This window comes from Paenibacillus sp. J2TS4 (assembly GCF_018403245.1).
Lineage (GTDB): Bacteria > Bacillota > Bacilli > Paenibacillales > NBRC-103111 > Paenibacillus_L.
Window position 1 is genome coordinate 1 of record NZ_BOSH01000027.1, and the last position, 14,341, is coordinate 14,341.

Sequence of the window (14,341 nt, forward strand, 5' to 3'; positions counted from 1 at the left end):
TCAACTTCTTTTAATTCCTTGTTTTCCAAAATCATCACCCGTCCATAAAGTGGTTCTCACTTATTCGACGTTTGAGGGTTGGAATTCCTTCCTCATAATAGGAAACTTACTGGTTCAACTTATATAGTTGGATGTGTATTTGTTTGTATTGGTTTAATATCAAGTATATTTATGGGAAATGCGCGTTTAGTAAAATCTGAACAATCACGGACTTCTGTGAGTGCTAAATAGACTTACCTCAATTCAGTAACTATTATCATTTTTCTTTTTGATTATAAAAAGACTTATAGATGTGTTTTTCCATATAAAAAGTTCATTCTTTGAACAAAAGGAGCTATCTTGATCATACAGCATATTTCTTTTTCATCTTTATCATATTCTTTACGCGTCGCTGATAGACACACAATATTTTTTTGTATTTATACTTATAATAAACGTACAATAACTTTAATTATTTAATATAACAAGTCAAAATGGAGGAACGAAAATGCAAAAAAAGACAATTTGATAAAAGCGAGATATCAGCTTTTGGCAACAAAAATAATTAAGAATTTGCAAAGTAGAAAATTTGAGGCTTATTACTGTGATAATGCTATAGATGCAACTAAAAAAGCCCTATCACTTATCCCAGAACACTCATAAGTGTCATGGGGAGGATCTGTTACACTTAAAGAAATTGGACTTATTGACCAAATATATCAAGGTAATTTCACTATAATTGATCGTGATAAAGCCCAAACAATAGATGAAAGATATGACTTAATGCGTCAAGCACTGCTATGTGATACCTATTTGACGAGCTTCAATGCAATAAGTGAAGATGGTATATTGGTTAATGTAGATAGTGTAGGCAATCGAGTAGCAGCAAAGTGTTATAGCTGTTATTGGGATGTCTACGCTGTTCGTCAGATCCATTTTTACATTCTCCTACAAAGACACTTTGTATTATCAATGGTTCTTGTGGAAATTGTAAATCCAAGGATTGTATTTGTTCTTACGTTATTGAAACTAGAATGTGCAAGACAGAAGGAAGAATAAAAGTTATCCTGGTTGGCGAATCTCTAGGATTTTAAGCTTTAAGTAATATAAAATGCTTTTACTTTCACGCATATACGATGAAATATTGTCACCATGTTTTAAGTCATAACTGCCACGCATTTCATATATAAGGAGTTTTTGACAATGAAAAAGATCTTTATCCAACTTTGTGGCTTATTGCTTATAAACGAAGCTGGCTATTGGATCGAGAAAGTTACTCACCTTCCGCTTCCCGGAAATGTGATTGGAATGCTACTATTTCTACTACTTATAACTAAAATCATTCCTGTGCATTGGATTGAAGGTGCTACATCGCTTTTGATGAAGCATTTAGCTTTCTTTTCATTCCAGTTGCTGTGGGACTGATGAATTTCGGACATTCATTCCTATAAAATGGAATCTTGATAAAAGGTTAAAAATTACTGTTGATGACGGATTGACGATAAATTAGACATTATTTCATAATGCCAATGCTCATTTTCTTAATTTTAAAAGACATGAATGTGTTAAATTTGGAGGTTCTTTTATGAAAGAAGCTGTAAACAAGAACTTATTTTTCTTACTTTCTGTTACTTGTGGTATTGTCGTGGCAAATATTTATTATATCCAACCGATTGCCAATCACGCAGCAAAGACATTTAGCATTGGGATTAGCTCAGTCGGAGTGTTATCTATGCTTACTCAATTAGGTTATGCGCTTGGTTTATTATTCTTGGTACCACTTGGGGATTTGATAAACAGGAAGAAACTCATTATTAGAATGTCTTTACTTTCGACATTATCTTTGCTTATGGCTTTTCTTTCACCAAATTTTTTACTTTTTGCCATTTCATCATTTTTAATCGGACTGCTTTCTATCGTCCCTCAAATAATCATTCCTTACGGAGCCAGTTTAGTTGATAAAGAAAATCGGGGAAGAGTAACTGGCCAACTATTAAGTGGATTGCTAACTGGTATTTTGTTATCACGATCAGTTTCAGGATTCGTAGCAAGTTATGCTAATTGGAAGATGATTTATTTATTAGGATTCATTGTTATATTAATTTTATCTATGATCTTGTATTTTAATTTGCCAAAAGAAGATCATAATATTAGTTCGGGGCTATCATATTTTTCATCGTTAAAAAGTATTCCATTTTTAATTAAAAGTCAAAAAATATTGCAAGAATCAGTTATAAGTGGTTTCTTTATGTTTGGTACCTTTTCTATTTTTTGGTCTACATTGATTTTCTATATAAGTAGTTCGTCCTACAATTGGGGAAGTAAAGAAGCAGGGATCTTAGCCCTTATTGGACTGTCAGGAGCTATGTGTTCACCATTTGCAGGGAGGCTGGCTGATAAGATTTCTGAAAAAAATATAGTTTTTATTGGGTATGCAATGCAATCTGTCAGCTTCTTTATCTTAATGCTTTTAGGTTCTAATATTGTCGCATTAGTAATTTCCATCGTATTACTGGATGTCGGGAATCAGTTTGGCCAAGTATCCAATCAAACGCGAGTTCAAAAACTTAGAACTGAGTATGCTAGTAGAAACAATACTGTTTTTATGTTTTCTTACTTTATAGGAGGCGCACTGGGGTCTCTGTTAGGAACAACTTTATGGGGGCAGTTCGGTTGGATTGGTGTTACAATCCTCGGACTTGTTTTTCAGGCTTGTGGACTTACTTTCCATTTCGTATACGGTAAAAAGAAAAAATGTATTAAGCTTGCTTAACAGGTGCTATGAAAAAATCAAAAATGATTATTTACAATTCAAAGCAGTCTGTGGATAATGACATTATCAATTTTAAAGGAGAGGTTGAGCATAATGTTAAGGATGGAACAATATGAATGGTAATTGAATATCACTTTTTATGCTCAGTTTCAAAACGGCCTTTTTAGGGGTACAGCCGAGATACGTGTATTAACTATACTAAATAAAACCATAGACCTTATAGTTCTTTAAGGGATTATGGTTTTTTATTTATCTTCAAATAAATTATAACTATATTGTTTTTTTTCAGAGTATTTAAATTATTTTAAGGTGGGGGGGTGAATAAAGTGTCTAAGTACAGATAACAATTCTAAGCACATTGTTAATTGCTTAAGTATTGGGGGGATATTGTGAAAGTAGAACATGTCATTTTGTCAAACGGAAAGACGTTTCACACATGTAGAAGGCCTTCCTTTTTGTATGGGGTTCTGCTAACCAAGAATCAATCGTATGATATGAATTTTCTCGCCGAATTCGAGAATTTGTCATTAGAAGAAATCATAGAGGAGTTAAGCGATCTCCATTTTCATAACATAATGAAGTTGCTCAAAGGTATTTAAAGGGACGCAGCAAAAAATAAACTGATCTTATCAGATAAGTATATACTTTACAGAAAATAGCATAGCAAAAATCACACAAAACTAGATAACACATATAATCTTAACAATCATAAATAATCAAAAGAGCCAAACCAATTAGTATCAATTGTTTGGCTTTTTTGATTATATATTATTTTATTCCACTTAAAAAATGAGGTGGGGTAAAAGTATCAACTTCCTAACGAAATAAACTTAACAGAACATATTTTTAGTCTTTGTAAAACAGATATTTAAACAACAACTCTTTAAAAAATAGTCATTGTGCTTGTTTTAGGAGCTAAAATGTATTATATTAATTTATAATTGATCAATCAATAAATATAAATGAGTGGGTGTAAAATATGGCAAGACCTAAAAAGGGAAATCGTAAGGAAGATATTCTTGAAGCGGGATTAGAAGTATTTGCAATAAAAGGTTACTATAATACAACAACTGCACATATAGCAGAAAAAGCGGGTATATCACAGCCGTATGTATTTAAATTTTTTAAAACAAAAGAAGAGCTATTTATCGCAGCCTTAGATCGTGCGTTTCATAGAATCATTCAAACTTTTAAAAATGTTGAGTCGAGCTCAGAACAACTCGTTAACAAGATGATTGAAGCTTATGAAGAACTGTCTACATTACATCCTAATGAAATCGCTTTGCAGGTAATCGGAATTTCCGTAACAGAAAAAGCAATACAGGAAGCTGCAAAGAATGGTCTGGCCCTTATAAGAAGTTACACTTTAGAAAGGTTTAACTCAGCTGGAATAGAAAATGCCGAAAGAGAAGTAACTACTTTTTTAGCTAGAGGGATGTTATGTAATATCTCTTATTTCTTAGATTTCCCTGAACTTATTGATAAAAATAAATAATCAAATGAAGTTGGTTATTTATTTAATGGATAATTATTGATTAATCAATAATTTATGGAGGTGAGAAGTTGAAATTAAAAAGTTTTGATTATGTTTCTATCACAATTATTCTTATTTGCATCATTAGTTGGTGGGGTTAAAGAGTTATTGTGAAGTATTCTTTATGAGGAGGTGAGACCCGTGAAGGGAAATAAAAAAGAACATTCTCTTTCCCCTTTATCCATTGGACTAGGGATTACAGCTATAGTGATTGTTTTGTTTACGTTATGGGACTAACTTATTATCAACAGTATTAATTATTGATTGATCAATAATTAATAAGTAGAACCTCTATTTTATTAAGAGTAACAGGTCAACTTATTGTTTTTCAACATTACTGGATAATATAAAAATTAATTAATCACTAACTTTGTACTGAAAATAGAACTGAAAAATTGAGAGGAGTCAATCTTATGAACCATTTAATTGTGTATGCTCATCCAAGAAAAGAAAGTTTTAACCATGCCATTCTGGAAGCTATCATCCGAGGTATTCGCCAAAAGGGACACGAATATGTAGTACGCGATTTGTACGCGATGAAGTTTCAACCCGTCGCAAGCAGCAGTGAAATTTTGGGTGGCATCGGCGAGGATATTGAACAGGAGCATAATTATCTGAAGTGGGCAGACGTCATCATTTTCATCTATCCGATCTGGTGGACCGGACTGCCTGCAATCGTCAAAGGCTATATTGACCGTGTCTTTACTTATGGGTTTGCCTACCGTTACGTGAATGGTGAACAAATGGGAATGCTGAAAGGCAAAAAAGCCTTAATCTTTAACACGCAAGGAAAATCGCATGCCCAATATGTGGCCATCGGCATGGATAAGGCGCTATTATTGACTTCTGACACAGGTATATTTGAATACTGCGGCATAGAAGTGCTACAGCATGTATTTTTCGAGTCTGTACCGAGCTCCGACAAGGCGACACGTATAGATTGGCTGGATCAAATCGAGGCGATGGCAAGTCAATTATAAGTGATATTTTTATTATTTTTTATATGATTATCAAGAGTCATCTTTTAAACTTGTCTAAACAGTACAAGTTCTTGTCCCGAGTTGAGGAAAAGAACTTGTACTGTTTACAGAAACAGCCAAGTATCTAAGATGGCTTTATTATGTAGTACCAACATAGCTGACACGATCCATAGCTGCGAACATTACAATTGAGACATTTTTCACCTAATCCTTCATCATGTCAAAGGCCTTTTTGATCGATATCTGCCGAACCTAAGTTTGACGGACTGTTTTTGCTGTCATTGTTTGCGATCAGATGTTCTGACCACCCGATACTTCGATTCTCTGCCCATTAATCCAGCGGTTGTCCGATTCAAGAAGGTTAGCGACTGCGGGACCAATGTCATCGGGTACGCCGACTCGACCAAGGGCAGTCATTGAGGCAAACGTGTCATTGTAAGCAGGAATATCGCGTACAGAACCTCCTAGAAAATCGGTTTCAATTGCTCCAGGTGCAATGGTATTAGCCGTGATACCTCGGTGACCAAGTTCTTTGGCCAAATAGATAGTTAGAATCTCGACCGCTCCCTTTGCGGCAGAATAGGCAGAGAATCCAGGAAATGAAACGCGAGTAAGACCCGATGAGAAGTTCACAATACGGCCGCCATCTGTAATAAGCGGCAGAAGGGCTTGAGTCAAGAAAAAAACGCCTTTGACATGCACATTAAACAGGTTGTCGAACTGAGTTTCTGTAGTTTCGGCATAGTCTACCATTTCTCCGTGACCGGCATTATTCACTAGATGATTGAAAGTGTCGCAATCCCAAGTAGACCGAAGGGTTGAACGAACTTTCTCAACAAAGGCCGTAAAGCTGGCTATGTTTCCAACATCAAGTTGTAATGCTACTGCTTGACGACCCAGAGATTCGATCTCAGCAACAACAGACTTTGCTTCTTCTGCTTGGCTGCGATAGGTTAAGATGACATCACCGCCATGACGGGCAATACTGATGGCAGTATTGCGGCCAAGTCCACGGCTACCACCTGTGACGATTGAGATATTTTTCATTGTAACTTCATCCTTTCAAAGCTCATTTTTAATTACCTTGTTATCATAGATTATAAAGTTCACTTTAAGTCAAGGCTTTTTCACTGAAAAAGAAAGTGTATAATGAAACAGTGAAATATTTGATTTAATCATATCTTCCTCATTTTTTTTATAGCGTAAATTAGGATTTTTATATTAGATATGCTAAAAAAACATTTAATGTTCACTTTAATAGGAGGAGATGAGTTTTACATATGTTGACCATAGGGGAAGTTACTGAATTGACAGGAATAGCGGCTCCCACACTTCGATATTACGAAAAGGAGGGACTGCTTCCACATGTGAAGAGAAATGAAAATGGGAAGCGGTTATATGACGAAGATGATTTAAGCTGGATTCAATTTGTTACGGCTCTTAGAGCGACAGGAATGCCGATTGCTCAAATTCAGAAGTATGTATACTTGTATAAAGAAGGGGAATCGACGATTTCGGAACGAAAAATGATGATGCTCCATCATAAAAAGGAAATTGAGAAAAGCATAAGAGACCTATATTTTAACTTGGATAAAATAAACTATAAACTTGCTCTTTATGATGTAATAGAATCTCAGATTGAACGAACGAACATCAAATTTTGACTCTGCCAAATATAAAATCCTAAATTAGCGACTTTGTATTTGACTTAAACATACATTTCTGAATAGCTATACCTATAACGTCAATTACAGACCGATTCCTGATTAGGAGTGTACAAAGTGAAAATAACCACCAATCTTAGAAGAAATACTGCACCATGATTCAAAAGCTTAGAAAACCATTTGTTTACGAGGTACTGCAGTGGAGCGAGCCAATGCCTATCTCAAAGGCTATTTTCAACTCAACCATGTTCGTTATCGTTCCGGAAGGCTTAACCAAGCTTCTTACTTTAATGATAAGTAAAGTTATGGCATTTAATATTCTCTTAATTAGGTAATCAATTAGAAGTTTTACAGGACTAAAAGTTAACGATAATCAAGAATCACCTTATCCATTGCTTAGGAGAATAAAAATATGAAATTAAAAGTATATACAGTAAATTCATTTGCCAAAACATTAGAAGGAGGCAATCCAGCCGGAGTTGTGATTGATGCGGATTCTTTATCTGATGAAAGTATGAAAAGTATTGCAGGTGCAATTGGTTTTAGTGAGACTGCCTTTGTCATGAAGTCAGAATCAGCACATTTTAAAGTAAGATTTTTTACCCCTGAAGAAGGGGTAGACCTTTGTGGACACGCTACAATAGCAACATTAGCACCGATTAGTAAAGATTAGACATTTTTAGGGCCAGTTAATCTTGCACTTCAACAGTCTGAAAATCGGGTACCTGTTTGGATTTCTGTGAAATTTTTAGATAAAACAACCAAAACTGCACTACTTTCCAATATATACTCACTTATGTACAACCTTATGAAATGGTGTTATTATTTCATAAGGTTGTTAATATAATAGGGACTATATTTTTAAAATATGGAAAAGGACTGAAATATTTATTTACCGATGATAACTTATCAATATGATAACTACCCTACGGTCTTAGTTCAGAAGTTTAAAGAAACTAACCTTCAATTAAAACATAAGCTGTTAATTTAATTATATTGTATTTTTACATGATTTTAGAAATAAACATGGTGGCAATGCCAAAGTAAATAAGCAGGGACAGGATATCATTAATCGTTGTAATCAGTGGTCCCGATGCAACGGCAGGATCTGCTTTACACTTATACAATATAAGCGGAATTATCGTCCCAGCAAGGGTTCCGATAATCAAAGTTGACAAAAGGGAGAAACCGACAATAAACCCCAGCATCAAACTTCCTCTCCATACATAGGCAATTACCGTAATGATGATCGCACAAGTTATTCCAATAATAATCCCTACTAATAATTCTCTCCATAAAAGCTTAGAAGTCTTTTTCAGATCAAGTTGTTCTGATACAAGACCACGAACAACGACTGCAAGCGATTGTGTTCCTGTATTTCCAGTCATTCCAGCAATCATCGGCATGAAAAAGGCAAGAGCGACAACTGTTTCTAAAGTCTCTTCAAAGCTTTCCATAATTCCTCCAGAAATTAGCCCGATAAATAATAATAGAATAAGCCAAGGAAGTCTTTTTCCAGCTGCCACCATTGGTTTTGTATGAAAATTAATTTCCTTTCCAGATGCCGTAAGCTTCCCGATATCTTCATCTGCCTCTTGATGAATAACATCGATAATATCTTCTACTTGGATAATCCCAATTAATTGTTTACTTTTATTGACAACAGGAATGGAAACAAGATCCTTATCCCGAAATACCTTTGCTGCATCCTCCTGGTCTAAGTCGGTTGGAAAATAAACAATCTTTCTTTTCATAATCTTAGCAAGTATTTCTGTATTAGCTGCCGCAAGTAATTCCCGTACGGATAATACACCGGTTAATTGTTGCTTTTGATCAATCATATAGACGTAGTGGATATTTTCTTTGTCTTGTGCCTGCTCTCGCAAATAACGTATTGCTTGCTCAACTGTTAAAGATTCTTGCAAAGCAACATACCCTTGTTCCATTAACGTTCCTGTTGTTTCATGTTCATAAATCGTAAGACTCATGTTAAGTACCTCCTTAAAGATGATCTCCCATAGGTGAGGGGATCTTATTTTCCGTTTTTATGCACAATTTACTTTCCGAGGGATTAGCCATCCCCATCACCTCCTTTCAAACACCCTAAGGGGGGAAAAATCCTTAAAGACTTATCAAATCAAAATATACTTAGCACAACAGTCTCCAAATACATAAAAAACACCCCTCTACAAAGAAGGATGTTCAGCATTTGAAAATATAGTGAATAAACCCCCCCCGCAGAGCTTTAGCACTATGTGGCATAGGATATGCATCCAGCTACATTAAAAACCACCTTAAGTCGATGGTTCCTGTTGACCCATTGGAGTCTTTCGACATTTCTGGGCAGTAGCATGTCTCCACATAGGAGCCTCACCTAGCGAGGAATCCATATAAGATTATCATTACTGGTGTAGTCGTATCTTTTATCTAAGATGATTAAGGGAATAAATCATAATCACGTATAATCCAACGTTTTGGAATTCACCAAAAAATCATAAACTAAAAACGAATGATTTTGGCTGCAATCAATATAACGAGTATTAAAGCGATAAGAAACTGAATCCAGTAACCTTTTGTAGAAGGACCACTCTCCTTCCTTACCACCGATTTGGAGAGAATCAATTCCATTGTCCAGATGAGCCACAGTGCTAAAATACCTTTGACAATGTATAACGATGGGAATTTGAGTACGATTAACATTCCCAGCCCGGAAACGATCATAATCACATATAACAAGCGCAATATCATTTGCGTTATTTTTTTGCCCTTAGGTTTTCCTATTTTTAATAAAATAAATGCTAGGAAAAAAAGCAAAATGGTAATGCGCCACAAACCTGCATGTGATTGAAATAATAGGTCAAACATTTTTATCATCTCCTTATATAATTATCTGCTATTCATTTTTGCAGTGTATACACCCTTCTGCCATTGCCATCATGTCATAAACCAAAAGATTCAATAATGATAATCATTCTCAATAAAGAGATGCGAGAACCCCCACACTTTTCAAAACGCCCACCTGGTAACGAAAGTGCAATGAATGCCGATATAATTCCTTATACTAGATTTTCAGGTTCTAAACGAAATGCAAACATTCAATTGCTTGATCAAAGATGTGTAATGTTTACCATGGAGGGAGTGGATACAGAATTCGAGTGTTGATCGTCTTCTCCGAGCTCCAGCACCGCGACAATACGTTCCTGCGGTCGAACCCCAAATAGCTTTCTCTGTTCCTGATCATAAATCCATTCCGGAATCATGCGGCGCGCGTGCCATGGTTTGGAATTAACCAATAATAGAAAGTTCTGGACCAAACAACATATCGCTGCGTAATCCTCTTCTTGCTTGTGGAGATCGGCTTCTTCTTTAGCTACAATTAATAGGAACGCAGCATCTCTAGATGAAGTTTGAAGTATGCCTGGTGCCTCATTGCCTGTTACATAAATAAAACGCCACGGTTCTCGTAATCCATCGTTCGGTGCCCAGACGGCATCATTCAGCAATTCAAGAACGCTTTGTGAAGTAACTCGATAATTATCTGAATACAACCTATCTTCTCCACCTATGACGGTCCATTTCTGTTCCGCAGGTGTTCTTCTTTTTCGGGTTCTTGGTGTTTTTTCAAAGTATCCTATGTTTAAAATTCCGGCAAACCTTTCCCCTTCTCTCAAACCAATTTCCTTAAAAAATGATTTGCTTTGAATAATTTGCTCCGTGTACCACAGCATCCCTAAACCATGTTCCCAGCCTAACAGTTGGAAATTTTGCATGATGCTACAAACCGCAGCATAATTTTCATCACTCTGTCGCTGAGTTACGGCAGATTCTGCAATAAAGATCAAGTGAGCAGGGGTATCTGCTACCTTTTTCGTTAAAAAATCCACCATTTTGTTGAGACCAAGTTTGCCAAGTTTGCCTTCCTTTAATTTAACTGTCATGCTCTCGGCCAGCTTTTGACGTGACTCATACGTGCCGTAGTAAATACAACGCCACTTTGGCGTTTCCTGAGCTACGTACAAGCTAGCAGCCTTATGCAGCAAAGAAATGACTAGGTCTTTTTCTACCGGAGTTCCATTGAATTTCCGAATCGATCTACGTTCTCTTATCGTCTTAGAAATAATCAAATACAATTCCCCCAATAAATGTTGCCTTGTAAATTCGTTTTGCATGCCCATCAAAATAATGTCCTTGTCGAAACAGGGAAATATCTCAACCTTTAGCACCAAGGGCATCCCTGTATATTTAACGACTTAAGTTTGGAGTAGGCGCTAAAATGTGACCTAAAATAGGTAAATGACCGCGCTGGGTGATTCATGTCAAAAACATACGTTGTATGAGTAGGCACAACTGACATGATACGCCCCTTCCTCTAACGCCATTGGAACAAAGCAAAGAATAGTTCATAATTAAGTTCCAAACTTATTTAAGATATTCATCATCTACTCGTATTTTCTGCCTTTTGGTCAGTGACTTCTCCAAAGCGAGCACAACCATCGCCAATACAACCGTCATAGCTGCAAGAATAAAAGCATTGCTATAGGAAGAATCAGCATGTCCATTTAATATATTCCATTGTCCGCTGTTAAGTTCAAGAAAACGACTAAACAATGCAGAACCAATTGCAGCGCCTAAAAAAATCATAAAGGTAAATAATCCTGTACCAGTACCGGTCTCATTAGGCGGCAAAATTTCCGATATGCGATTGGTAAGGGCTGATTGGTTCGCAGTAAAGGCTATGCAAACAACAACCAGCAACACAGAAATCCAAATGGGAGAGGCTCCGACGATCGTAGAAAGAGCCAGAAAAGCAATGGTCATAATGGTAAAACTAAATTGATTCATAAACCGATTTCCTCGTTTGGCAATGATTGTTCCAATTTGCGATCCTAAAATGATCGTCATCATCCCTCCTGGAAATAAAACAAGACCAATCAAACTCGTTGACAATTCATTCACTTTTGAAAGCATTAAAGGAAGAATGAAAATCGTTGCCATGTAAGCAATGGCGTTTAATAAACCCATGAAAAGAACTAGACTAAACGAGACATTTTTTAATATGTCAATATTAATAAACGGTTCGTTTGCACGTTGAGCTTGCCATACAAAAAGAACAAAAGAAACGACTGCAAGGATAAGTAGCCAAGCTGTTACATTAATTCCCATCAATAGGGATGTGATGGCCAACATAAATAAAATGGCTCCCACCTTATCAAAACGACTGCCAGTCTTCACTTCCTCCTTCGGTGCATATTTAAGATAGAAAGGAAGAGTAATTAAACTGAAAAACGATATTAAAAATAAACTGCTCCATCCGAAAGAATCCGTTAAAAGCCCACCCATTATCGGACCAATTGCACTACCAAGTGACACCATGGCGAACACCATGCCAAGCGCATAACCCCGTTGATCTTTTGGAAAATACCGTGCAACAGCTACTAAGCTTAACGTCGGAAGAGTTCCTCCTCCAATTCCTTGAAGGATTCGGGCAAAGATAATGAATGAATAGTTTGGACTTATGAATCCAATCAAGGAGCCTGCCATAAAAATAGCCATTCCAATAACAAACAATCGACGAATCGGATACTTATCAGATAATTTTCCAATTGCCACAGCTGCAATGCCGTTGAACAAGCTAAAAATGACTGTAATCCAACTTACTTCAGAAGGTGTTAAAACAAATACTTTTCTAAATTCCGGAATTGCGACATTCATCATTGTTACATTCATTGCATTAAACAACACCATATAGCACATGGAATAAAGTAATAACTTTTGTTTTCTTGTCATTTTAATCCCTCGCAATTAAATTATTCTTTTAAAAATAAGCCTCTGTTCCTGAAATACAAACTTCAAGGGGGCAGAAACAACCACGAAGGAATTAAAAGTATATACTTTTTATGAATCATTATATCTCCCCTATTTTGTTCAATGTAAACCCTCCATTCGTTTTTCAGGTCAATTTAAAGTCTTGAGATTTAGCCATGTCCCTTGGATTACTTACTATTGTTAAAGAGTAAACTAAATATTTTATAGTAAATCAAACAAATTATCCTTTCCTCTATTTATTTTTGTTAACATGTAAACAATATAATAGGTAAGTGGGTTTGTCAATTTCCTGGGATCATATTAAAGTGTGAGCATAGCCAGAAAAACAACTGACAAATGGGAATCTCACTGTAATATTCCGGAATTGATTGTCTATAATGAATATGTTAGTTTACTGGTAAACAAAATTTACGGAGGGATTACGTCTAAGGAGATAAACTAGAACAATAGTTCAAGATAAGGTTGGCTCGGAGTAAGACAGAACCTATTATTTAAAATGTCCTGTTCTACTCATCGTCCTTCTCCAAATTGCATTCAACTTTGATTTTAAGTTGGTTATAGTAGAAGATAGTATTATAAAGAAGGGGATGATAAGTATAATGGATCCATCTGAGGGGCTTAAGCGATTGCTATACGAACGCTTTCTCCACTTTACGCATTTATTTGAACAAATTTTCGCTAACGAGATTGATGAGTTCGTACATCTCGCACGGTTGCAAGGAATTACCTCATGGCCGAATAATATAACAAATATTCACGTCATTGATTGCATCGGCAACAATGAGCCAATAAACAACACATCTATTGCTGAGAAAATGAATTTGTCCAAGGCGAGTATTTCAAAAATCACCACCTACCTAATTAAGGAAGGCTACATTAAACGAAGCCAAATGAACGATAACAAAAAAGAAGTATATTTTTCCCTTTCGTCAGAAGGCAGACAGATCTTTGAGGTGCATGCGATGATGCATGAAATGCTAGAGCGTAGATTTATTCGTGCATTTGACTCATTTTCCGATTCAGAGCTACAGACTTTGCTAAAATTTTTTCAAACAATGATTGATCAAAAAGACAACATTCTGAAAGGGGACGAAAGATAATGGATTAACAACTTTACATCTAGTCAAAAACGGACCGTCCGGGCATATCCCATAGGGAAATTTAGGGAGCATCACATTCTTTTTTGGTGTCAACTTCGCCGGATATGTCCTTAAAGTAAAACGATATCTACCTAGTTAGAAGGTCATTAAGATTGTACTAAGATGAATGTCGAGCCGTGAAGGAAAAGGAATCAGGTCAGCTTTGCGGGCAAGGGGAAATTTTTATGACAAGATTAGCCTGGCAATGTAGAAATAAAAACATCTATATTGCCAACGTATTCAATGCAATTGAGAATAAGAGACTCTGGGTTTAAAAATATGCTTTGCCGCAATTAGAATAAGCCTTAGATTAAGGTCTTTGAACAGGTCTTTATCCTGAACAGTGATTTTAGTCACTAACATTTATGTGAAACACACCAGTTTTAACCGATAATAGTTTTAGAGCGATATTTAATTCTTGAAGGGCGATAGTCCGATGGTATGCA

The 14,341-nt window shown here is 36.0% G+C and carries 13 protein-coding genes, 1 pseudogene and 1 riboswitch; of the genes and pseudogenes, 9 read left to right on the plus strand and 5 right to left on the minus strand.

Features of this window, described 5'->3' with window-relative positions:
- The first annotated feature begins 642 nt into the window (after positions 1-642).
- The 5 genes from KJS69_RS28730 to KJS69_RS28750 all read left to right on the plus strand — a co-directional run bounded on the left by KJS69_RS28730 (position 643) and on the right by KJS69_RS28750 (position 5,266).
- Positions 643-1,038 (plus strand): LUD domain-containing protein, encoded by a 396-nt coding sequence (locus KJS69_RS28730; protein ID WP_374706755.1) that lies wholly within the window; start codon positions 643-645, stop codon positions 1,036-1,038.
- A 144-nt stretch (positions 1,039-1,182) separates the two neighbouring features.
- Positions 1,183-1,404: a CidA/LrgA family protein gene (locus tag KJS69_RS28735; protein ID WP_213587611.1), complete on the plus strand. Its 222-nt coding sequence runs from the start codon at positions 1,183-1,185 to the stop codon at positions 1,402-1,404.
- A 160-nt stretch (positions 1,405-1,564) separates the two neighbouring features.
- The gene (locus KJS69_RS28740) at positions 1,565-2,752 is read left to right on the plus strand and encodes an MFS transporter (protein WP_213587612.1); all 1,188 of its coding nucleotides are present in this window, start codon (positions 1,565-1,567) and stop codon (positions 2,750-2,752) included.
- Between the two features lie 979 nt (positions 2,753-3,731).
- A complete protein-coding gene (locus KJS69_RS28745) occupies positions 3,732-4,247 on the plus strand; it encodes a TetR/AcrR family transcriptional regulator (RefSeq protein WP_213587613.1) in 516 nt (171 codons plus the stop codon).
- A 452-nt stretch (positions 4,248-4,699) separates the two neighbouring features.
- Positions 4,700-5,266 carry an NAD(P)H-dependent oxidoreductase gene (locus KJS69_RS28750; protein ID WP_213587614.1) on the plus strand — a complete coding sequence of 189 codons (567 nt, stop codon included), beginning with the start codon at positions 4,700-4,702 and terminating at the stop codon, positions 5,264-5,266.
- Between the two features lie 291 nt (positions 5,267-5,557).
- On the opposite strand, the gene KJS69_RS28755 is transcribed toward KJS69_RS28750, so the two are convergent.
- Positions 5,558-6,313 carry an SDR family NAD(P)-dependent oxidoreductase gene (locus KJS69_RS28755; RefSeq protein ID WP_213587616.1) on the minus strand — a complete coding sequence of 252 codons (756 nt, stop codon included), beginning with the start codon at positions 6,311-6,313 and terminating at the stop codon, positions 5,558-5,560.
- A gap of 233 nt (positions 6,314-6,546) precedes the next feature.
- Here KJS69_RS28755 and KJS69_RS28760 point away from each other — a divergent pair, with 233 nt between their 5' ends.
- The 3 genes and pseudogenes from KJS69_RS28760 to KJS69_RS28770 all read left to right on the plus strand — a co-directional run bounded on the left by KJS69_RS28760 (position 6,547) and on the right by KJS69_RS28770 (position 7,603).
- Complete coding sequence (locus tag KJS69_RS28760) at positions 6,547-6,930, plus strand: MerR family transcriptional regulator (RefSeq protein WP_213587618.1); 384 nt, start codon at positions 6,547-6,549, stop codon at positions 6,928-6,930.
- A 108-nt stretch (positions 6,931-7,038) separates the two neighbouring features.
- Positions 7,039-7,198 (plus strand): annotated as a pseudogene (locus KJS69_RS28765) (IS5/IS1182 family transposase); the annotation flags it as partial.
- Positions 7,199-7,342: 144 nt separating this feature from the next.
- Positions 7,343-7,603 carry a PhzF family phenazine biosynthesis protein gene (locus KJS69_RS28770; protein WP_249730757.1) on the plus strand — a complete coding sequence of 87 codons (261 nt, stop codon included), beginning with the start codon at positions 7,343-7,345 and terminating at the stop codon, positions 7,601-7,603.
- A gap of 331 nt (positions 7,604-7,934) precedes the next feature.
- Here the strand turns inward: KJS69_RS28770 and mgtE are convergent, their stop codons facing one another.
- The 4 genes from mgtE to KJS69_RS28790 form a co-directional block, all read right to left on the minus strand.
- Positions 7,935-8,918, minus strand: coding sequence for a magnesium transporter (mgtE, locus tag KJS69_RS28775; protein ID WP_213587620.1), 984 nt, complete (start codon positions 8,916-8,918; stop codon positions 7,935-7,937).
- Positions 8,919-9,153: 235 nt separating this feature from the next.
- A riboswitch (M-box (ykoK) riboswitch) is annotated at positions 9,154-9,319 on the minus strand.
- A gap of 110 nt (positions 9,320-9,429) precedes the next feature.
- Positions 9,430-9,795 (minus strand): DUF1516 family protein, encoded by a 366-nt coding sequence (locus tag KJS69_RS28780; RefSeq protein ID WP_213587622.1) that lies wholly within the window; start codon positions 9,793-9,795, stop codon positions 9,430-9,432.
- A 242-nt stretch (positions 9,796-10,037) separates the two neighbouring features.
- Positions 10,038-11,153 (minus strand): nitroreductase family protein, encoded by a 1,116-nt coding sequence (locus KJS69_RS28785; RefSeq protein ID WP_249730758.1) that lies wholly within the window; start codon positions 11,151-11,153, stop codon positions 10,038-10,040.
- 196 nt (positions 11,154-11,349) lie between these two features.
- Positions 11,350-12,717 carry an MFS transporter gene (locus tag KJS69_RS28790; protein WP_213587624.1) on the minus strand — a complete coding sequence of 456 codons (1,368 nt, stop codon included), beginning with the start codon at positions 12,715-12,717 and terminating at the stop codon, positions 11,350-11,352.
- A gap of 638 nt (positions 12,718-13,355) precedes the next feature.
- Here KJS69_RS28790 and KJS69_RS28795 point away from each other — a divergent pair.
- Positions 13,356-13,856, plus strand: a complete 501-nt coding sequence (locus KJS69_RS28795) for a MarR family transcriptional regulator (RefSeq protein WP_213587625.1) — start codon at positions 13,356-13,358, stop codon at positions 13,854-13,856.
- The last annotated feature ends 485 nt before the right edge of the window (positions 13,857-14,341 follow it).

Coding starts and splice junctions, on each gene's coding strand:
- KJS69_RS28735 (WP_213587611.1), top strand. CDS start 1,183: ATGAAAAAGATCTTTATCCAACTTTGTGGCTTATTGCTTATAAACGAA.
- KJS69_RS28740 (WP_213587612.1), top strand. CDS start 1,565: ATGAAAGAAGCTGTAAACAAGAACTTATTTTTCTTACTTTCTGTTACT.
- KJS69_RS28745 (WP_213587613.1), top strand. CDS start 3,732: ATGGCAAGACCTAAAAAGGGAAATCGTAAGGAAGATATTCTTGAAGCG.
- KJS69_RS28750 (WP_213587614.1), top strand. CDS start 4,700: ATGAACCATTTAATTGTGTATGCTCATCCAAGAAAAGAAAGTTTTAAC.
- KJS69_RS28755 (WP_213587616.1), bottom strand. CDS start 6,313: ATGAAAAATATCTCAATCGTCACAGGTGGTAGCCGTGGACTTGGCCGC.
- KJS69_RS28760 (WP_213587618.1), top strand. CDS start 6,547: ATGTTGACCATAGGGGAAGTTACTGAATTGACAGGAATAGCGGCTCCC.
- KJS69_RS28770 (WP_249730757.1), top strand. CDS start 7,343: ATGAAATTAAAAGTATATACAGTAAATTCATTTGCCAAAACATTAGAA.
- mgtE (WP_213587620.1), bottom strand. CDS start 8,918: ATGAGTCTTACGATTTATGAACATGAAACAACAGGAACGTTAATGGAA.
- KJS69_RS28780 (WP_213587622.1), bottom strand. CDS start 9,795: ATGTTTGACCTATTATTTCAATCACATGCAGGTTTGTGGCGCATTACC.
- KJS69_RS28790 (WP_213587624.1), bottom strand. CDS start 12,717: ATGACAAGAAAACAAAAGTTATTACTTTATTCCATGTGCTATATGGTG.
- KJS69_RS28795 (WP_213587625.1), top strand. CDS start 13,356: ATGGATCCATCTGAGGGGCTTAAGCGATTGCTATACGAACGCTTTCTC.